The organism is Sphingomonas sp. 35-24ZXX (assembly GCF_000786215.1).
Lineage (GTDB): Bacteria > Pseudomonadota > Alphaproteobacteria > Sphingomonadales > Sphingomonadaceae > Blastomonas.
In genome coordinates, this window is record NZ_JROG01000011.1 from 1 (window position 1) to 20,155 (window position 20,155).

The window sequence follows — 20,155 nt, forward strand, 5'->3', positions numbered from 1 at the left end:
TGAAGTGTTTTGTCAACACGGCCTAGGACGAAAGAGGCCGGGCCACCAGCGATCCACCGCGCTTAGTTTGCTCTTATTGGTCATGCCCGCCCTTATCTAAATCCTTGCAGGCGTGGCGATAATTTGCGTCGCAGGACGTCTGATAACTCTCAAGGGCCTTTTTCATGTCGGGGGCCGGCGCGCCTAGTCCTCGTTCGGCCATCAGCCCCAGATCGTGACAACTTTGCGGGTCACGCTGCTTGCAAAGCGCGACGTAAATCCGCCGCGCCTCTGGCATGGCTTCTGGTCCGCCCCGACCCCTTCGCATATGCCCCGCCAGATTATAGCAGCTAGGCAGAATATTCAGGTCGCAGGCATTTGCGAACGCATCGCGCGCAGCAACGGTATCGACGGCACCGCCTTCGCCGAGATCGGCCATCATCGCAAAATTGTGGCACGCCTCGCCGCTGCGATCATCATAGCAGGACGAGCGCATCATTTTGCGCGCTTCGACCTTCGCGCCTATGCGATCCAGCTCCATCGCTTGCTGGAAATATTGGCTCTGCTGCTGAGGAGTTCGTCCGGATTTCGCGAGCTGGTCCTGCGACGAAGCCGGTGTGGCTTGCATCATCAGCGCACAGCCAGCGATCACGAGCAACAAGCCACCCACCCCATGGATGATCCTGTTGCACGCTGACGAAGCAAATGGGCGGAAGGAGCAGCGGACATCTGGGCGCATCATGTTTGACTTTCTATCGTGAGCAGAAAAACCGGGGCACAGTGCGCCGGCCAGAGACGTGTCTGCTGGCTCATTGTCCATGGCTCGCTGCCTGACAGGATTCAGCAAGCCCAGCATCGCACGCGCGCGCAAACAAAACGGCGGCGCGCACAGGTTCGATTGCCCCGCCCAGGCCGCGCTGCAAGCGGATCGCCAGATTGTAGCAACCATGCATCTCGCCCATGGTGCAAGCGCGGTCGAACAATGTCCGGGCCCGCACCATGTCGGTCATGCCGAATGCCGGATTACCAAAAATGAATCCCAGATTGTCACAGGCCGCCGCGATGTTCGCGTTACAGCTGCGTTCAAGCACGCGCGCGGCTCCTATGACATCTGCGGGACCACCTTCGGCCGTTAACAGCATCAGGCCGAGTGCTCCGCAACCATCGGGGCGTCCAGCACGGCACGCGACATCGAAATGATTGCGGGCAAGAACGAGATTGACTGGCCCACCCTGGCCCGATTTTTCCATCGCGCCCAGGTTTTGACAGCCCTGCGCTACCTTACCCGTGCATGCCTGTTCATAGAGCGAACGCGCTCGCGCGAGCCCCCCATTGCCAATCCGGCCTTCATAAATCGCTTGCGCTAGATTGAAGCAGCCGCCGGAGGTACCGAGCGAGCAGGCCCGGACATACTGAGTTTCTGCAGCCTCAAGATCGACAGGACCGCCATTTCCGGTTTCAAGCAGGTTGGCGTACAGATTGCACCCATTGCCGCTGGCGAGATCGCACGCCTGTTTCGACAGGCGACGGGCCTCACGCATATCGACTGGTCCACCTCTGCCGCGAAAATGAAAGTCGGCGGCATCCAGACAAACGATGGGATCGCTGTTCTGCGCGCACGCCAATACCAGTTTGGTGCGCTTTTGCGTCAGATCCTCCGATGGCCCCCGGTCTTCAATCGGTGCCGACAAGACGAATGCCAAAGCGAGAACCAGAAGTTCCCCGATCATCGACCCGAAACTTCAGGCAGCCGCCAAACTGCTGACGCAACGCGGCATCCGCGTCGATCAAGGCGGGTTAACAAAAGCGAGTTCATGCGACGCATCAGCTGCCTCCACACAGACATCAATCAACGGTGACGAGTTCAGCACAGCCGCCAACCCTGCACCATGCACGGATGCTGTCGGGAAGATGACATTGCCTGTTATCACTCTGCTACTGGTCGGTTGGACCAATCATGACAGGATTTGTGCATTGTGAGAGGAATGCGTTTCGGGGATCGTGATCCGCAGATGAGGCCCGAACCGGTGGCGAGACCGGAATATGCAGAGGACAAGCAATGAAGCTGTGGCGCTGGTCGATGCTGATATTGCTGGCCGCTCCGCGCGGCAGCGGCGCATTGGCTGGCGGTATGGGGGATGACGCGTATTCTCGCTATCGAGATGGCGCCGTGGCAGAGGCGTCGAACGATGTGGCCGCTGCGCAGACTGCTTATCTGGGCGCGTGTGAGGAAGGACTGGCGGCCGCCTGCATGATGGCCGGGTTGCTCCGAATCGATCTGGCGAGCTCTGAAAAGGACTATGCCAAGGCGGCGCGTCTGTTCGGGAAGGCCTGTCTCGCGGGGGACGATTTCGCTTGCGAACGGGTCGGCTATTCGCTGGGTCGGCTTTCCGCAGAAAGTCTTGTTGAGTCCAATGGCCTGATAAAAATCGCCTTGTTCGAAATGGGAGAAGAATGTCGAAAACCGGGCGGAGAAACGGCCTGTTTCGATGCGTCAGCAACCGTGACGATCAAGGACGACGCCGAGGAAGGGCTCAATACCGTGCGCACGTATGCCCAGCGCGCATGCGATCGTGAGAACAGCCCCGGCTGTATGGGGCTCGCCGCCTTACCCGCCTCGCCGACAGCAAGCAGTGTGCAAGAGCGTGACACCGGACGCTGTGGCATCGGACGTGCCGATGGCTGCCGGTCGATCACGAACCGACTGATGGGCCCGGCATCGGCTTCCGATCTTGCAGCCGACCTTACGACCCTAAAGAGCGCGTGTGCCGCAGGGATTGCGATCGCTTGTACCGACTATGCACTGGTGTTGTCACAAGGCCCAGCTAACCTGCGGAATGACGCACTGGCGCGCACCACTATGCGCAGCGGCTGTGATGGCCATGTCGCCAAAGCCTGTTTTGCGCTCGGCGTCATGATCAAAAAAGGACAGGGCGGCGCGGCTGACGAAAGCGCTGCGCTTTCACTCATCGAATTGGCGTGCGACCTCGGTAATGGCAAGGCTTGTGGCACAATAGCAGCAATCGGTGGCCAGCGTGCAGACGACGACACGGACATTGATCGGTTGAACAAACGCGCGTGCAGGCTGGGCGAAGCGGAGGCCTGCCCTTGAAATCCTGATTGGATGCAGTGCGAGTGGGTAGCATTGCTGTTGAACAGCAATGCATGCGCCGCCCCGCCGACCGGCAGCTATTTCGGGGTTCGGAATTGCTGCGACGGGGCTATCGTCCAACCAATACGAAGGGAGCCCATATCGAAGGATTGGCACTGTCGGGTAGCCCCGCGTTGCCCTCAATCAACGCAAGCTGGGCCTGACGCAGGGCCTCGGCATGCGAGACACCAGACAAGGCACGTTCAACGGTTGATGCGCTGAGATATGCCGCAGCATCGTCGCGGACCCGCCAGTGGGACAGCAACAGGCCCTGTGCGCCTGAGCCCAGAAACGCGTTGGCAAGTCCGGTGTAGGCAGGTGCGGTTTCGTTGCGGCCGGCGGCACTGTTGCATGCCGAGAGGATCACGAAATCGGCGCTGAGCCCCAGAGTGCCGATCTCACTGGCCAGCAGCAACCCGTCATTGTCCGGTTGGCCTGCTTCAGCTGGCGGGGTGAGTACGAGTGCCGGCTCGTTCAGTCCGGCAAGCTCACCATCCATCAAGCCGTGCGTTGCAAACAGCAGCACGCCATATCGGTCTGTGCTGGCCTGCCTGACGCGATATTCAGTGGCATTGTCACCGGTCAGGGCGAGGCGGGTGGAGAAACCCTTGATCGCCGAGACGCGAGCGATTTCCCCTGCCGATGCGGGCAGGGGGCGCAGCGAACGAAGGTCGTCCATCGCCGCTGCGCCGCCGCGGAACAGAATGGCTGTTCCGTTTGCCAGGTCTGCCACGCCACTTAGGGTCGGTGCGCCAACACCGAGAAAGCTCAGACGGTCACCGCGATCGTTGCGATCCACAAAGGCAGCAGAGGGTGTGAGCGCAATCGAGAATGCATGGCGCCGGACCATCCAATCCATCGACTTGTAATCCTTTTGTTCCACAGCAGGCGCAGCGGGAAGCAGCACACCGAACGGTAGACGCGACAAGGCATCACTGGTGACGACGGCGACGCGGAAGCGTCCTGAGAGAGCTGCAGCAGCGCGTTCGGGCAGCACAATATCGTACAACGCCGCAGCGTTGCGTGCGAAGCTGGCGGTATCGCCCGGGACCTTGCCATCGAGCGCTGCACGCAGGTCGGAGACCAGTGCGCGCACTTCCGGGCGGCCCCTCGTGCTTGATGCCATCACCGTCTGATCGGCCGTGATCACCATCGTGAACGTTCGGCTTCGGCTGGGCATCGTGATCAATAGCGCCTCGTCCGACGCCAATCGGGCCTGTATCTGCATGACCGTTGCCGTTGCCGGGCGGACCCACTGGCCAAAATCGGGTATGGCGGCAACCAGCTCTGCCCGCAGTTGCGCCAACGATGCGGAAAGCGCGGCTATCTGGCCGGCACGCTCGGATGCGGCATCGGCCTTGTCGCTGGCCAGCATTGCGGCTCGCTCCCGGGAGAGGAGCCTCAGGCGCGCGCTACCAGTTTCGAACGCCTCCACCTTGCTTGCCAATTCGGGCGTGTTTTCGAAGCTGGTCCTCAGCGCCAGCAGTTGCCGGGTGCGCGCGTTGACCCCCCATCCTGCGAGCTCGAACGCGTGCAGGGCTTCATCGGGTTTGTCGGCTTCGAATGCTGCCTCGACCATCTGCATGATGGGTTCGTAGTAGCTCGCCAGATCGGCGCCGAGCTCGAACCGTTCGGCATCGGCAATCAGCTCCGCCTCCAGCGACTTTGCGGCAACCGATGACCGCGCCCAGCCTGCTTCACGGTCACCTGCCTTGATTGCAAACAGCCCGCGCTGAAGCTCCAGCACATTGTCTACCGATGTGTCACTAGCCCTCATGCGGCGGGCAACGATGCTGTCCAGGTTCTCCAGCGCAGCCTTGGCATCGCCTGCCTCATCCAGCCGCAGCGCCAATGCAGTGAAGCCCTTGGCGGCTCTGCGATCGTTATCGAGAACGGTTGCTGCGATGCTGACAGCACGCTGCGCCAGGTCCAGCGCCATTGCCTGCTTTCCGGCTTCGTGCGCAGCATTGGACGAATTGACCAGTTGGTTGATGCTGTTGCCGGGATCAATCGCGCGAAGCTCGTCATGGCCGGACATGGTCAGCGTGATGGCTTCTTCGAACCGCCCGAGGCGCGCCAAAATCACGCCAAGATTGTGCAGCGCTGTCATCGTGTTGCGGTTCTTGGGGCCCAGCTTGGCAACCATGATGTCGACCGCCCGGCGGGCGGGAGCTTCGGCCTCGACGAAGCGGTCTGACTGCAACAGAACCTTGGCGAGCGTCGCATGGGCAAACCCGATGAAGGGGTGTTCCTCAGGCAAGAGCTGCGTGGCAGTGCTGACACCACGCTGCGCCAGATCCAGCGCTTCTGCTTGGCGCCCGGCATCTGAAAGCATGTTGGCGCCACTCGACATCGCGACGAACAGGGTCGCGTCGCGTAATTCGCCTGTAACTATCCCGTCGATCGACGGCTTGACCAGATCGGCGGCTTCACCGAACCTCCCTGCGGTATACAAAGCGTTGGCATAATTGAGGTAGCCAAGGCCCAGCAATTTGGCCTGCTCAGCTGGCAGTTTGGCGGGATCAGCGCCATATAGCCGCTTGCGGATAGCCAGCGATTGTTCCTGCAACGGAAGCTCAAGGTCCGACTGGCCAAGCGCGCCCTGGAAAGTCGCGATGTTTGCCAGAGTGTCGGCCATCGCTTCGCCATCGGCTTGCCCAGCTGCCACAAGCCTGCGTCTGGCCTCCAGCGAAGCATCCAGCCCGCCTTGCATGTTCTGCTGGTAATAGCGTGAATCGCCCATGCGATTGAGCGCGAACGCTTGATCGGCAACGGGTCCGTCCGATGCTTCCAGCGCGGTCAGATAGGCTTGCCATGCCTTTTCAGCTTCTGCAGCCTTGGCTAGCGGGTCGATCGCTTCTGCAGCGGCGCGCAACTGGGTGGTGTCGGTCACCGGCTGCGCATTTTCTGCTTGGTGAGCATGAGCGGATGTGGCCAGCAAAACCTGTGTCGCCAGACACGTAACGGCCACCAGGCTCACTCTTACGTTCATACGATTTCCCCCCGTTTTGCGGTAGCTTAAGGATCGGTCACTCGATCACAAGAAAGAAACGGGTCTTTTGGCGGCTGGGGTTGCTCAGGTGGATGACATGCCGCTGCGTGTAAATCGGTATCCATTCGCAGCTTGGGCGGGCCGCGACATGCTGGCATACGGGATTGGCGGCGCCATCGATCACCTGAATCCGCAGCTTCGTCCCGCTGGGTGTGGACAGCGCAATCGATGCCTTTTGGCCAGACAGAAACGTCTGCGCGATGCGCAGATCACCCCCTGCGCTCAACGTGCCATGGTGATAGCCCGGCCCCAGCGTGCGGCCTCGTAGTGGTGGAGCCGTGTCGGGGCTCCGGCTGCGCCAGTCGGCGATCTGGTTTTGGCCCGAGGCGTCTAGCGGCCGGGCATCCAGCGCCGCAAGGATCGCCAGCGGCTGCACCAGATCAGCATCCTTGTCGGCGCGGGCGGCGGTATCGGCCTGCGCAAGTGCATCGGCCACAATCATCGCGGTTGAGGCTTTGGCGGGCGGTGCAACCGGAGCGGTCTTTGCGATCGGCGTGCAGGACGCCAAGACTGGCAACACCGTCAAGGCTAGCGCGAACTGGCGCATCATGGTGTCCTCCTGCTGAGCTGAAAGCATGCCCCTTCCGAGCTATCGACAAGATCGAGCGCCAACCCGTGACGTTCGGCAATCGCACGGGCGAGCGCAAGACCCAGACCGCTGCCCGGCTGCCCCTGATCGACATTACCGCTGCGATAGAATTGTTCGAACACACGGGCTCTGTCAGCCTCTGGGATACCGGGGCCGTCGTCGCAGATCGTCAGAACCGGTCCTGCGGTCAAACTCACCGTCACGCTGCCACCAGCAGGCACATATTTGAATGCATTATCGAGCAGGTTGGTGATCAGCCGCCCTAGTTGCGCCTCTTCGCCTTCGATAAGCACGCCTTGGGCAACATCCCACACGAAGCTGTGCCCGGACTCTTCCGAACTGTCTGCATATAGGTTGCAGATGCGCTCCAGCAGGGCTGACAAGTCGATGCGTTTCAACCCCGTTCGATCACCCCTTCGGGCCTTGCTCGCGGCAATATCGAGCAAGGATTCCAGCGTACCGACCAGATGGCGGATGTCCGCTCGTGCCGCGACCAGCGCGTCCGCGGTCGCAGCATCGGGCTTTGCCGCCAACAGCTTCACCAGACGGCGGTCAAGGTGCATCACTGGCGTGCGGATTTCATGCGCGACCTGATCGGAGGTGTCGCGATACGCCTGCATCAGATCGCGCAGCCGGGCGAGAGCAACGGCGCTGTGCCCGGCGAGTTCGTCGATCTCGTCAGTGCGCTCGCCCTCGGCAAGCAAGCGGATATGGCCGCTGTCTAGATCGCGAAATGCCCGGTTGATGCTCTCGATGCGCCGTTGAAGGTTGCCGATGGCGCTGCGCCCGAACAGGCCAATGACCGTGACAAACACCGCGCCGCCCGCCAGAAAGACCAGCGCGATGCGCCCCAGCAGAGGCTGGGCGTTGGCAGCTTCATGCGCCACCGCCAGCCGCAGATCGGGACCAAGCTGGGTGGCGCGAGCGAATGCATCGGTCGCCTCGCCGATGCGGATCACGCCACTTTCAGATACCTGTGCATCAAGCGCGGGCCAGGCATCGATGTCGCCTGCAATCCGCCTGCCGCTGGTGTCTGCCAGCATGTAATGGGGAAAACTGCCGTCTATGGGTCGTATCATCAACCGGTCGTTGATCCGCCTGGCCAGTTCATCGCGCCCACCGCTGGCGTGAATATCGGCAAGCCCTGCCAGATCGACATCGACCGCGTCACGCGCCGACGCATCCAGCGTGGAACGGATGGTGCGGTCGGTCAGCAGCCAGAGCCCTGCGACCAGCACCACCGACAATGCGATGGCGATGACGACGATCCGCGAGAATATGGAACGGTGAGGCAATGAGATCATGAGCCGTCGAGCAGCCTGTAACCTGAGCCCCAGATCGTCTCCAGCGCAGGCGTGGCAAACCCTTCCTCGAGCTTCCGGCGCAGCCGACCGATGTTGACATCGACGACATTGGTCTGGGGATCGAACGCCATGTTCCACACATCGCGCAGCAGCATCTCTCGCGTGACGATCTCGCCAGCGTTGTCCATGAAATAGCGGAACAGTTCAAATTCGCGAGGACTGAGCGCAAGGTGCTGGTTCTGGCGGAATGCCGTGCGCGCCTTCACATGGCATTCGAAGGCCCCGTAAAGGATGACCGCGCTATGCTCCCGCCCCGACGCACGTCTATGCAGCGCGCGAATGCGGGCCATAAGCTCAGGCGCCTCGAATGGCTTGGCGAGATAATCGTCCGCGCCCGCTTCAAGCCCTTCGGACCGGTCACTTGTCCGGCCGAGCGCTGACAGCATCAGCACAGGTGTTCCGATGCCGCTTTCGCGAAGCCGCTGCAAGATCGTCAGTCCGTCGAGATCGCCCAGCATGCGATCGAGTATGATGACGTCGAACTTTTCAAGTCCGGCGCGCAGCAAGCCGCCAGCGCCGGTGCTCTCCCAGACCAACTGATCGCCATTCTCAGCGCTAAGCTCCTGCACCTCGGCCGCCGCTCGCTGGTCATCTTCGACGTACAGAATCCTCAGCATGTTCGGTGAGCCTGATCTGCCATTGCCGTGCCCTTGCGCAAATTTCGATGAGCGCGTGCCCGTAGGCGGTGCCCCATGCCGTTGTTTAGGCCATTACTGTGCCATTCTTGAGATCTATCTACCAAGGCTGCTGGAAATTGCCCGTTACAAATGCCGTTAGGTGCGCGCGGAGAATTAACACCATTTGTCACATTCATGTCAGCCATTGTGCATGGCCGCAGTCCGGAATGTGCACCATTGAAAGTGGAATGCTCTCAAGGAGACCGGACATGCGCTCATTTTCACTGGCGATTTGCACCACCGTTCTGGCGATCAGCATGCCAGCCGTCCCATTGCATGCCAAGGATCCCAGCCCCCAGCAGCTGATGGATATGGCCGCCGGCTGCGCCTACATCGTTGGCATCGCCGAGGGCAACAACGTCAAGCTGAACTATGGTTCTGCCGACTGGATGAACGTGGTGCGCCAGCTGGAACGTGTCACCGGGCTGGATGGCGAGCAATCGCTGAAGCTGGCCAAGGCGAAATACAACAAGCGTGCCCGTGTGATGGGCGCTGATGAAGCCCTGTCGCATATGAAATCGCGCTCGAAGGAATGCGACCGCGAAATGGCGGTGATCCAGTCCTGAACCGCGCTGCATCGGGAGGCCCTGCCATGACTTCGTTTCGTCTGACGGCGATCCTCATAGCGCCATTGTGCATGGCCATCGCCTCGCCCGCTGCTAACGCCAGCACTGACGATTCCGAGCTGATCTACGAGTGCGCTCTCGCGCTGGATTTCGCAGCCAGGAAGGGCGTGCAGCTGCCCGGCACCAGTGCCCGCGCGATGACCCACTTTTCCGAAGTGACGCGCAATGATGCCGCGCTACTTCGCCAGGCGAAGCAGATGATCGATGCTTCCTGGAAGAATTACAAAAAGCAAAACGGCAGCGAGGAGCTGGACAAATATGTCCTGCTGGTAGCGCAGGATTGCGCCGATCTGTATGTCGAGCGCGCCGCGCAACCGGCGCAGCAGCAAGCTGAGATGAACGGATTGGGCACCCTTTCTGCAGCATCGCTGCGCACCCATGCCGACCGCACCGGCGATTATGGCGCGGTCGCCGACTATCTTGTCTACCATTATCCCTATGGCAAGGACCTGTTCAAGGACAATGCTGACGGCGACCTGTTGGGCAAGATGATTGTCGAAGTGGGCGCCAGCGGTCTGCGCAGGTGGAGCGATGAAGCCGTCTATGCGATCGCGAACAAGTTCTACTGGCAATACAATCCGCCCGCCACGCGGCTGATTTTTGCAGAGTATCAGCGCCGGATGCGGATGCAGCGGCACACCGAGGCCGAAGCCCAGCGCTGGGCCCAGCGCGCTGCCGATGATCGCGCAGCACAGGCACGTCAGGCAAACGCGAAAGCGGTCGGGTCGCTGGGGAACGGGTGCGAAAACCGAAAGCTAATCGACCAGCGCGGCGTGGTGACAGCAACCTATTCGGTTTGCCGCAGATGATTGGCGCGCTCATGAACCTGCCTTCTGCTGGAACAAGCCGGTCGGCGCTCCGCCTGATTGTGGCCCTGGTGGTTGTTTTTTGGTCTCTTTCCTGGGGCCTTGAACCGGCAACGGCTGCAGCCGGAAACGCGCTGCAAAGCCGGATCGCTGCCTGTGATGCCGGTGACCGGACTGCCTGCCGCGATGCGGGCATGATCCTGTCCGATGCCGAGAGCACGTCTTATGATGCGTTTTTGAGCCTGCGTTTCCTGCAACTTGCCTGTACGGCAAATGAGATCGCAGCCTGTGGTCGCCTGGCACTCATATTCTACGCTGGCGAAGGCGATGTAGAACGCGATCTTGCCAGCGCTGCAAATTTTGGGGCGCGCGCTTGTACCGGCCAGGACCGAGATGGGTGCGAAGTGGCCGAAGCGGTGTTTTCAGATGGGGCTTCTCCGCAGTTTGACGCCACGAAGGCGCTTCGCTACCGCCGGATCAATTGCGATTTCGGCAACCGGCTATCGTGCATCGCACTTGCACGCATCTACTACGCACTCAATGAGCACCTCCAGGCCGAGCAGATCGCGCTGACGGCGTGCAAGCCCGGAGACCCGGACTGCCGCGAAGTCTGCGCCTTTGGCAAGCAGTTGCAGGACCGCCGCCGTGACATCGAGGCGCAACAGCAGGCTCAGCGACAGGCAGCGCTGGATGCTCGTGCCCAGAAAGAGGCGCTGTTCAAAAGCCTGCTTGCACAGCGCGACTATGGCAAGGCGCTGTATTACGCGCTCTATTACAGCCGTTCTGTCTCGCAGGCCGAAGCTGCCACCCTGGCCGCTTCACGTGCCGGTGCGTTGCAGAGCATCCCGGACGATCTCTTTTACGTGCTGCAATTCTGGTTCCGGTCCGGCCCTGTCGCTGGCATCGCTGCGTCGGAGATCGCCAAGCGAGAGCGGCCGAACGATTGCGGCATATTCAATTGCACCAACACGCCCGGTGCCAGTTCACGCCGCTGGGAGGCGCAGAACGGCAGATCGGGCAGCAGCAGGAGTTCAGCGCCGTACAGGCCAGACTATGCACCCGCAGGCCCAGACGTTCGCCAGCAGGTGCGAGACCAATACCGCCAAAGCCATTGTGGCGGCGCGGTCAATGCCAACAGCCCGACGTGTCGGCGCTGATCCATCAATCAACCAGGATCAAATCGATGAAGAAATTGATTGCTGCCTTTTTCGGCTTTGGAATGATGCTGGGGCCGGTTGCATCCGACGCTTCGGCGCAAGTGGACCGTTCATCCGCGCAGGAACGCGCCTGCAAGGCGAAATATGATGGCATTTTTGCCAATATCAACAGCACAGCCCCCAATGCGCGCAAGGTGACTGATGATGAAATCAGCTGGGCTCTGGATCACGAGAAAACCTTGCGCGAAGGTTTGCCGTGTTCCTTGACCACCGGGCCCAAACCGGCAAGAGCGTCGACAGTCGCGAGCCCTCCAGCTGCAAAGGAGCAACAGGCCACGGTTGTTGTCGAGCCGGGCGGCAGCAGCAGTGCGCTGGCAGGCCAGGCTGCGTTCAACTCTGGTGACTTCAATACGGCCCGCGGCAAATACCAGCTGGGCTGTTTTACGGACGGCAACAGCGCAGCCTGCAACAATCTGGGATCCATGGCGACCAAAGGTCAAGGCGGCGCGATAGATTTGCCGCTGGCTCGAAAGGCGTATCAGCAAGGCTGCGCGAAGGGTGTCGCGAAATCCTGCGAAGTCTTTGGTTCGATGCTGAAGAACGGGAGCGGCGGACCGCAGGATTTCGCAGGGTCGATCGCGCCACTGGCCACAGCCTGCAAGGCCAGCTTTGCCACCTCCTGCTATGATCTAGGCACAAATTACTATTTCGGCAGGGTCGGCAAAGCCCCGGATTTTGCTCTTGCCCGGCAGTATCTGGCCAAGGCCTGCCCCGGCTATGCAGCCGACGGCTGCTACGCGCTGGCGCTGATGCAGCGCGATGGCCAGGGCGGGCCAGCAGATGCGGGCGGTGCGGCAAAGTCGTTCGGCCTGTCGTGTGGTGCCGGCAAGTCAGACGGCTGCCTGGAATTCGGCGTGGCGCAATACACCGGCGCTGGCATTGCTCAGGATCCGGCCGGGGCCCGCGCAAGCTTCAGCAAGGCCTGCAACACCGGAAATGGCGGCGCGTGCATGAATGCCGGAATGATGGCGCGTGACGGCCAGGGCGGGCAAATTGACCGGCCCGCAGCCAAGAGGTTCTTCGGGCTGGGATGCAAGCTCGGCATACAGGACGGCTGCGCAGAGTCGTCGAGGCTGGGCGCATGACGCGGCCTGGCCTGATCATCACGGCTGGCGTGCTGGCCCTGCTGGCTCCAAGCGTTGCCGTTGCCGAAACACCCGAGGCGTCGGCGCTGGCGCACAATGCGGCATACGAGGCTGCCACGAAAAGCGGCCTATCACCGCAGACGCTGTCAGAAATGCTGACCTGCGCTGCGATGTGGGAGAGGTGGGATTATGCGGTCATCAGTGCTGCCGACCCCAAGTTCGCAGGAACCTTGCGCCGCGAGCTGTCATCCGCCAATGCCAAAAAACGAAAAATCTACTGGCAGCGGCTGGCACGGCGCGAAATGAACGAAGACGACGACGCGGCCTATTTCGAGAAGACTCGCAGCCGAACGGAAGAGTCGGCTGACAAGCTGTACGCCGCTTACGCCACAAATGACGCGGCCGGCACCAGTCGTCTCATCGAATGGCTGGGCATCTGCAAATGAGGCGCTTCGGTTATGGCTACATGGCCGTTGCCAGCGGCTTGGTGGCGGCTATCGGTGCCGCCGGATGCCTTGCCGGGCCTGCCAGCGCCCAACGCGCAGACCAGGCATTCGATAGTCAGGTGCGCGTCTGCCCCGATGGCGGCTATGAAAGCGGCTGCGATCGCGAGGCCATCACCGACGCCGTGTTGGCGACTGAAGGGTTTGCCGCCAATCTTGCTGGGCAATGTCTGTTCCAGACTAAGGCGCGGTGCTTGCCAACCGCCTTCGGCTCTATCCCTAAGCTACAGCAGGGCGGGGCCATCGTATGGCAGCATATGAGCATTCAACCGAAGCATGGCCCACACGTCGAGATGCTGGTGATCATCGAAACACCGGCTGACGGACCGCGCAATGTGCTCGCCGCCCGGCAGACCGAAGGCTGGTACGGGCCTCCTGAAGTCATCGAAGACAGCGCCGAACGCCTGTTGCTTCATGCGCCCGGGCGCACCGGTGGCACAGGGGCGGGCAATGCGGACATAGTTCTTACCCGTCATAAGCAAGGGTGGACGACGTTCGATGTGGATGATCTGCTTGAGGAGGCGACGGCCATGCTTCCGGAAGGATTCTCGCTGGCCGGAGGGGTGAATTTCAATTTTCGCGAGATGCACGCTTACGTTCCCGTAAAGCGGGCAGGCGATGGCGGTTGCTGCGCTACCGGAGGCATGGCTCACGTCAATTTCGCCCTGCCAGAGCCGCACTTGATGGTGGTTGAGTCGGTAACGTTCGAGGAAACGGTACCGGTTCGAACACACCAATTGGCAGCGCCTGGTCCAAAAGCCGAACCGATGCCCGACTGATTTGACCGCCTGTTGCGGTTGGTTCTTTGCGCCTACCGTGCTAGGCCTGAAGCCGGGCAGTGTTCTTGAGCAACCTACCGCCACGCTAACCCGGCGCAAGCCCGTCAAGATCAATTGGCTGTCGTGCTAGCCCCAATCTTAAGGCCGGCAGTTCAGCGCGGCCCGGTGAGCTGGGCTACCAGCAGATCGTTGGCAAGGCTGGCAACTTTGGTCGCGCCCTCCTCGTAGTTGCCCGGTTTGGCGTTGAAGGCGTATTTACGAGTTTTGCCAAAGCCGAGGCCACCGAGGCCAACCGCAGCGGCGATGCCGCCTGCGACATTCGCAGCCGCCTGAACGCCCTTTTCGCTGCCGCTGCTGGCATCGGACATCTCAATGAACTCGCCATCGACCGAAACCGATTGACCCAGCGTCAGCACCGTCTGCTTTCCATTGGCGCCGATCACCGTCATCTTGGAATAGCCGGGCGTGACCGACAGGTTGGCGTTGACTTTCAGGCCACCGAAATTGAACGCGCCGGGGCGCTTCTGGTCAGAAAAGTCTATCAGGTAGGTTGCGGTGATCACCGGCGTGCCTGAAGATCGGGCATAATTGCCCAGGGCAACGCCGTTTTGCGCATAGGCCATGGTGTTGCCCATTTGGCCGAACCCGCCCGATGTCGGGATGTCACCCATGATCATGATCTGGCGGGGGATGGCGGCGGGAAACATGTAGGTAGCCTTGCCCTTGCTTTTCTTTTCGAGCAGCAACGTCGCTTCTGCTGGTTCCGCCTTGCCCTTGCTGGCCAGTTCCTTGCTGGCGAACACGGCAGTAGGCTCGGCCACAGTGAAGCCACTGGCGACCAGGCGCTGGACGAGATCTGCATAGGCAGCATCGGTAATCTGCTGCATCATTTCTGGTGTTACACCGACCAGGCTGCTTTTCGCCTTGGTGACGCCGCCAACCGCCGCGAGCGCGCCGCCTGTCTTCTGGATCTGGTCGGTCGATTCAAAAATGAAGCCCACGTTGAAGGCGCCAATCGTCACCGTGGTGGCACCTGCAATCGCGTCCTTGCCGGACACCTTGACCGCAGCGGCCTCCTTGGCATGAGCAACACCTGGAACGAAGGTCGGCGCCAGCACCAGAGACATGCCAAGAGCGGCTGAAAGAAGGCCGCGAGTATTAAATTCCTGCATCGATTTGTCTCCGGTTTATTCTATGCGAGCCTGATGGCGTCATCCTGCGATCTGTGAGGTTTTCCAAGCTAGCCGACGCCAATTGCCCTGCAGGCGCCCTCGATTTGTGATTGCGTGGCGCGGTCCTGCTCAATCGCCGCTCCCAAGAACCTGTTCGCTGCCAAGGCCAACTCGGACTTCAGTTCCTTGTCGGTCTTTTCAGGTTTCAATGTTTTCGCCTCTGCCAGCAGAGTCTGCGCGGCGACCTGGCCAACCCGCTTTATTTCCAGGTCTTTCGAGGCAAGGGAAATGCCATGGACTCGGCCAGCACAGGCCATAACCTTGTCGTAACCGGCATTGCGAAAAGCCGACTGGCCCCCAGACTGCTGAGCCACCGGTGTCCAAGCTTTCGAATTCGGAGGTTTTATACCAGCGGCCAATGTGGCGGAGTTAGCTGCCAGGGCGCCAATAAAAAGTATGTGTTTGAGCATCATGGGCTCAAGTTGATGACACTTGCCCCGGCGAGTCAATTACCGCTGAAATCCTAACATCATTTGTCATTCTTAACAGTGGCTGCGCCTTGCCATGGGTCAAGAATGCTCGTCGACGGTGTTCTAGCGCGGCAACTTGACCGATGAATAACCGACGAGAATAGATGTTCTAAGAAACCGGTCCGCTACCTTTTCGTGAAATCCTCATACCTGTGCAATCATAGCTGCTCAGGAGATCAGCGAGCTTGCATTTCGATGGGCGTTGATGGGACGCGTTCATGACCTTGCGTCTCGAACCGCTGTATCGGCAACTTCTGGTGGTACCGGACATTCACTACGGTGAGCAGGAGCGACCGGCTCTGGATCGGAAGCCGCCGCGATCCTAGTGGCGGCTTCCCTCCCCGGTGGAGGTCCTTTAAGGCGTAGAGCATTCATGGTGGCATTCTCCGTAGGTTTGCCGCTGTGAAGGCCCTGCGTGTTTCTAGTCATCTCACGCGGGGCCACATTAGCCGCCTATGCGTTCATCAATTCCCGGCGTTGCTCGGGCAAGATCCCGCGGCGATACGCTTTCTCGCCCTTGGACGCGACGGTTATGCCAGCGCCATTTCAGCAAGCTCGCCACAACAATTGTGGTTTCCGCTACCCAATCCCGGAAGCATGATCGGGGCTCAATCCTGAAAGCCGCATGGTAGCTTATGGCGGGACCAGACGTTCATTCCGCTTATCGTGAATGACCGGCCCTGGGTCGGTTGCGGACTGACACCTGCTGACGCCTCCAGCTAACGCTCAACGGCTGCTGTTAACTGGGCACGGGCCCTTCTAGTGGCACCCGGTAGTTGACAACGTTACCTTTGCCATTGCCCCCATGCTGCGCCTTCGGATCAGATTTACGCGACCCGATGGCAATGCTAGCCCAGTAAAAAAGGGCAAGGGGGAGATGCCGATCATGCATTCCGTGTTCAGATGTGCTGCAATTCTCAGGTGTCTGCTACCACTGACTGCGCTGGCCATGGTAGGCGCGGGGGCACCGCTCAACGCTCGCACCGCCAATTGCGACGCGGCCGCGCAGCAGCAACAGCGCGCCAGGGCGAGAGTAGGTGCGTCGCGTGGAATGCCGGCCACCGCTAGGAATGCGGAGCAGACGTCGACCGGACAGCTTGCAAAGCGGCTCCAACGCCAAATCGAAGCTGGAGCGTTGCCGCCGTCAACCGCACTTCTGTTCTACACCCGTGGCGCCGACGGCAGCCTCACCATGTGCCTAGTTAACCCAACTGGGCTTGTCGCATCAGCGCTATCTGCCACAGACGAAAGTTCGCTGCTCAAATCGGTCCAGGCGCTTCGCTGGGCCTATGGCGTTGAAGAACTGCAGCAGGTCCGTGCTGCGCGGCGATCGGCAGAGCCAGTACAGCCCCCTCCGGACGTCTTGCTCTCACCCGGAATGGCCGAAACCAATCTGACCGGCATGCTGCTGCCGCCAAGCATTGCTTCAAAGCTGGCAGGCATTGAACATCTCATCATTGTACCTGCAGGCTCGATCGGGACCGTACCATTCCCGGCACTGAAGCCGTTCGGCAATAACGATGCCTTGGTCGATCGCACGTCGATTACCATCGCGCCAAGTCTGGCAGAGTTTGAAAACAGCGGCAGCAAATGGGCAGCCGCTGCAGCCTTTGCTCGGCCGCTGGTGGTTGGAGACCCCAGCCTTCCAGTGAGCGACGAATGGGTGATTCCGCCGTTGCCGGGTGCTCGGGCCGAAGCAAAGGACGTGGCGAAACTCTTGAACAGCAGAGGCCTGTCGGGCGATAAAGCGTTGCGCTCGGCGGTGGTCCAGCGGGCACTGGAAGCCAGCGTGATCTACGTCGCTGCCCATGGTTCTTCCGACCCGGCACGCCCGCTGGACGGCGGCTTCCTTATGCTTTCCGGGCCGACCCTGGAGTCTGGATGGTGGACTGCGCGGGAAATTCAGACCAGCAAGCTGCCAGCCGAACTGGCGGTGTTGAGCGCGTGCCAGACGGGGCTTGGTCAGGTCCACGATGGTGGCATGATCGGCCTGGCCCGGGCTTTCCAGCTGGCCGGAACGCAGCGAGTCATCATGAGCCTTTGGAATGTGGATGACGAGGCGACACGGTTGCTGATGACGCGGCTGATCATATACGCCGCAAAGCATCCTCCCGCAGAGGCGCTGCGCCTTGCGATGGTCGACACAAGGAAGGACTATCCGGACCCGGCTCTTTGGGCCTCTTTCCTGATGTTCGGATCGGCCCGCTAGGAACCAGCGATCGTTGGAGGCACGGCCGCTTGCCCAGAATGTGCCGACCGCGCATCGCGCCGCTGCCAGTATCGGGGCCATTGCCTGGCTAACGCGCACTGGACCGGGGCGTCGGCATCAGGCAGGCGCATTGGATCGAGAATGACATGTGGAGCAAATTGATCATGCCCGTTGAGATCGACCCTTTTCACGCCATCGCGATCAGCCGTGCGGCGCATCGCATGGGGGCCGAAGGGCGGTCAGTGATTCACATGGAGTTCGGTCAGCCCTCGACAGGGGCTCCGGCAGCCGCGATTCAGGCAGCGCATCGCATTCTCGATGCCGATGGCATGGGCTATTGGGAAAGCCCGCAGCTGAAAGCCCGCATCGCAGCGCATTATGGCGAAACCTATGGCGTCGCCGTCGATCCGGAACGGGTCATCCTCACCTGCGGTGCGTCACCGGCTTTCGTCCTCGCGCTGTCATGTCTGTTCTCGCCTGGCGCTAGGGTGGCGCTTGCGCGCCCCGGCTATGTTGCCTATCGCAATACGCTCAAGGCGCTCCATCTGATACCCGTCGAACTACCCTGCGGCGAAGCGGAACGGTACCAGATCACGGCCGCCGCGATCGAGCGGCTGGAACCGGCGCCCGACGGTTTGATCATCGCGAGCCCTGCCAATCCCACAGGCACGATCATTCCACCCAATGAGCTTGCAGCCATAGCGGCGGTATGCCGCCGGCGCGGGATCGCGCTTGTCTCTGACGAGATCTACCATGGTCTCAGCTACACCATTCCGGCAGACTCGATGCTGCAGCACGCGCCCGACGCCCTGATCGTCAACAGTTTCTCCAAATATTTCAGCATGGCCGGATGGCGCCTTGGATGGCTGGTCGTCCCCGATCATCTCGTTGACGCAGCCCGCGCGCGGATGGGCAATCTGTTTCTGACACCCCCCTCGCTGGCTCAGCATGCGGGGCTCATCGCGTTTGATTGCCGCGACGAACTGGAAGGCCATATTGAAACCTACGCACGCAATCGCGATCACCTGCTTCAAGCGCTCCCGCAAATGGGGCTTCGGCGGATCGCACCGCCCGATGGAGCTTTCTACATCTATGCCGATGTCGGCCACCTGACAGACGATAGTCTATCGTTTTGCGAGGCTCTTTTGCACGATACAGGGGTCGCCGTTGCTCCCGGGCTGGACTTTGATCCAGTCGATGGGAATGGATTCATCCGCTTCAGCTTCGCGGTCTCCAACGATCTGATCGTAGAAGCGGTCCGGCGTATCAGACCATGGTTTGCTGCGAAGCCGGTTTTTGGTACAACTCCCAAAGGGGTTGTCGTCGAGCCTAAGGATTGGGATAGGGCGGGCCACAGGACCTAATCAAATCTGGAGGAACGTCAGGGTTCAAGCCACTTTGCCTGCTATCAGGTGACGCGGTAACGATCCTAATGGACCGAAAACAGGGAGCTGTACTTACGGACTGGTTCGCGGTGTACTAGCGGCAGCTTTTTGTCAGGAGTGGGCCACCATGGTCGCTGAACTGTACGACCGAACCTGGGTCCTTGCCGACCGTCCGGTTGAAGGCGCGTCGATGAGCGAAGCCGCCATCCGTTCGACCCGATGCCCTTGTCAAATGGCGGTGGCAACGCTGCCATGAGCTTACATAAATGAGACCATTTGAACTTGCCGTTCGCTCATTCTCGCTGAGTGCACCCATACCCCCGCGAGGACGATCGTGACCAACACGCCAATCTGATCGATGAGCAATCTAGACGGGGTCATTGGACTGCTCCGTCTGGGCGGCGGAGTGGGCCGAGCGGTGACGGGCCATAAGATCGCCCGGGACTAAGGTTTCAGAAATTGCGGACTTGCGGCATCTCGACGTTTCATGACGCCAGACCGCTTTCGGTCTTTGTTCAAGAAGGTACTGCCATGCCCATGACGAGCGCATATATGTTTCAAATTGGCTATTTTTCTTATGCCTGCGTCCTTTCACCGGTAGGGAAGATTGATCCTGTGTCCAAGTAAGACAGTCGATCAGAGATGTCGGATATTTCCAAAGCAATTTCGCAAATGTTCAATGTTGCTTGATCATTTTTATGATGATAAGGCTTTTTGCCTCATTAGCTTGATCGAGGATCACCATCGCCGACCGCCACGCCATTGTCACGTTCAAACGCCGACCTGTCGGTCGGCTCAGCGAACTAGGTTCGGACACCCGCTTCGTCTATGACGAGGGCTGTCGCGAGACGATCGCCTGCGCGCTTCCTGCAGAGACACGGGACCATTACTGGTGCGGCGGCCTGATACCCTTTTTCGAACATCTCGCTCCGGAAGGCTGGCTGCGTGGGCGTCAGGCGCGCGCCGGCGGCACGGCGAACCAGGATGATTTCGGACTGCTGCTGCACTATGGAGCAAACTGTATCGGAGCA

Annotated in this window: 17 protein-coding genes and 1 pseudogene; 10 read left to right on the top strand and 8 right to left on the bottom strand. The window is 60.5% G+C overall.

From position 1 onward, the window contains the following. Positions 1–73: 73 nt before the first annotated feature. Together LI72_RS17900 and LI72_RS17905 are read right to left on the bottom strand one after the other, a co-directional pair. Positions 74–640 carry a tetratricopeptide repeat protein gene (locus LI72_RS17900; RefSeq protein ID WP_156139704.1) on the bottom strand — a complete coding sequence of 189 codons (567 nt, stop codon included), beginning with the start codon at positions 638–640 and terminating at the stop codon, positions 74–76. Between the two features lie 148 nt (positions 641–788). Continuing rightward, positions 789–1,709 (bottom strand): tetratricopeptide repeat protein, encoded by a 921-nt coding sequence (locus tag LI72_RS17905; protein WP_033927349.1) that lies wholly within the window; start codon positions 1,707–1,709, stop codon positions 789–791. 329 nt (positions 1,710–2,038) lie between these two features. Between LI72_RS17905 and LI72_RS17910 the strand changes: the two genes are divergently transcribed. After that, positions 2,039–3,091, top strand: a complete 1,053-nt coding sequence (locus LI72_RS17910) for a sel1 repeat family protein (RefSeq protein WP_033927350.1) — start codon at positions 2,039–2,041, stop codon at positions 3,089–3,091. Positions 3,092–3,200: 109 nt separating this feature from the next. Here LI72_RS17910 and LI72_RS17915 read toward each other — a convergent pair whose 3' ends face one another. From LI72_RS17915 to LI72_RS17930, 4 genes are all read right to left on the bottom strand, one after another. Then, complete coding sequence (locus LI72_RS17915; protein ID WP_033927351.1) at positions 3,201–6,023, bottom strand: CHAT domain-containing tetratricopeptide repeat protein; 2,823 nt, start codon at positions 6,021–6,023, stop codon at positions 3,201–3,203. A 136-nt stretch (positions 6,024–6,159) separates the two neighbouring features. Further along, positions 6,160–6,732 (bottom strand): hypothetical protein, encoded by a 573-nt coding sequence (locus LI72_RS17920; protein WP_052130254.1) that lies wholly within the window; start codon positions 6,730–6,732, stop codon positions 6,160–6,162. Beyond that, positions 6,729–8,075, bottom strand: coding sequence for a sensor histidine kinase (locus tag LI72_RS17925; RefSeq protein ID WP_033927352.1), 1,347 nt, complete (start codon positions 8,073–8,075; stop codon positions 6,729–6,731). The genes LI72_RS17920 and LI72_RS17925 overlap by 4 nt, the downstream gene beginning before the upstream one ends. Then, positions 8,072–8,752 (bottom strand): response regulator transcription factor, encoded by a 681-nt coding sequence (locus tag LI72_RS17930; protein ID WP_033927353.1) that lies wholly within the window; start codon positions 8,750–8,752, stop codon positions 8,072–8,074. Before LI72_RS17930 ends, LI72_RS17925 begins: the two co-directional genes overlap by 4 nt. A gap of 269 nt (positions 8,753–9,021) precedes the next feature. On the opposite strand from LI72_RS17930, the gene LI72_RS17935 reads away from it, so the two are divergent. From LI72_RS17935 to LI72_RS17960, 6 genes are read left to right on the top strand one after another with little or no spacing between them, the layout of a single operon-like run. Next, entirely contained in the window at positions 9,022–9,378 is a 357-nt protein-coding gene (locus tag LI72_RS17935; RefSeq protein ID WP_033927354.1) for a hypothetical protein, read from the top strand. A 26-nt stretch (positions 9,379–9,404) separates the two neighbouring features. Further along, on the top strand, positions 9,405–10,247 hold the full coding sequence (locus tag LI72_RS17940; RefSeq protein WP_033927355.1) for a hypothetical protein: 843 nt from the start codon (positions 9,405–9,407) through the stop codon (positions 10,245–10,247). Next, a complete protein-coding gene (locus LI72_RS17945; protein ID WP_231562526.1) occupies positions 10,244–11,401 on the top strand; it encodes a sel1 repeat family protein in 1,158 nt (385 codons plus the stop codon). Before LI72_RS17940 ends, LI72_RS17945 begins: the two co-directional genes overlap by 4 nt. Then, entirely contained in the window at positions 11,389–12,546 is a 1,158-nt protein-coding gene (locus LI72_RS17950; protein WP_231562527.1) for a tetratricopeptide repeat protein, read from the top strand. The genes LI72_RS17945 and LI72_RS17950 overlap by 13 nt, the downstream gene beginning before the upstream one ends. After that, the gene (locus tag LI72_RS17955) at positions 12,543–12,992 is read left to right on the top strand and encodes a hypothetical protein (RefSeq protein ID WP_033927356.1); all 450 of its coding nucleotides are present in this window, start codon (positions 12,543–12,545) and stop codon (positions 12,990–12,992) included. Before LI72_RS17950 ends, LI72_RS17955 begins: the two co-directional genes overlap by 4 nt. A 20-nt stretch (positions 12,993–13,012) precedes the next feature. Then, complete coding sequence (locus LI72_RS17960) at positions 13,013–13,828, top strand: hypothetical protein (protein WP_197051965.1); 816 nt, start codon at positions 13,013–13,015, stop codon at positions 13,826–13,828. 152 nt (positions 13,829–13,980) lie between these two features. Here the strand turns inward: LI72_RS17960 and LI72_RS17965 are convergent, their stop codons facing one another. Both LI72_RS17965 and LI72_RS17970 read right to left on the bottom strand, forming a co-directional pair. After that, positions 13,981–14,955 (bottom strand): hypothetical protein, encoded by a 975-nt coding sequence (locus tag LI72_RS17965; RefSeq protein WP_033927357.1) that lies wholly within the window; start codon positions 14,953–14,955, stop codon positions 13,981–13,983. 113 nt (positions 14,956–15,068) lie between these two features. After that, positions 15,069–15,473 carry a hypothetical protein gene (locus tag LI72_RS17970; protein WP_033927358.1) on the bottom strand — a complete coding sequence of 135 codons (405 nt, stop codon included), beginning with the start codon at positions 15,471–15,473 and terminating at the stop codon, positions 15,069–15,071. Between the two features lie 1,435 nt (positions 15,474–16,908). Here LI72_RS17970 and LI72_RS20385 point away from each other — a divergent pair. The 3 genes and pseudogenes from LI72_RS20385 to LI72_RS20740 all read left to right on the top strand — a co-directional run. After that, positions 16,909–17,739, top strand: coding sequence for a CHAT domain-containing protein (locus tag LI72_RS20385; RefSeq protein WP_033927359.1), 831 nt, complete (start codon positions 16,909–16,911; stop codon positions 17,737–17,739). Positions 17,740–17,903: 164 nt separating this feature from the next. Further along, a complete protein-coding gene (locus tag LI72_RS17980; protein ID WP_052130271.1) occupies positions 17,904–19,103 on the top strand; it encodes an aminotransferase class I/II-fold pyridoxal phosphate-dependent enzyme in 1,200 nt (399 codons plus the stop codon). A 782-nt stretch (positions 19,104–19,885) separates the two neighbouring features. Further along, positions 19,886–20,152: pseudogene (locus LI72_RS20740) on the top strand (HipA N-terminal domain-containing protein); the annotation flags it as partial. Between the last annotated feature and the right edge of the window lie 3 nt (positions 20,153–20,155).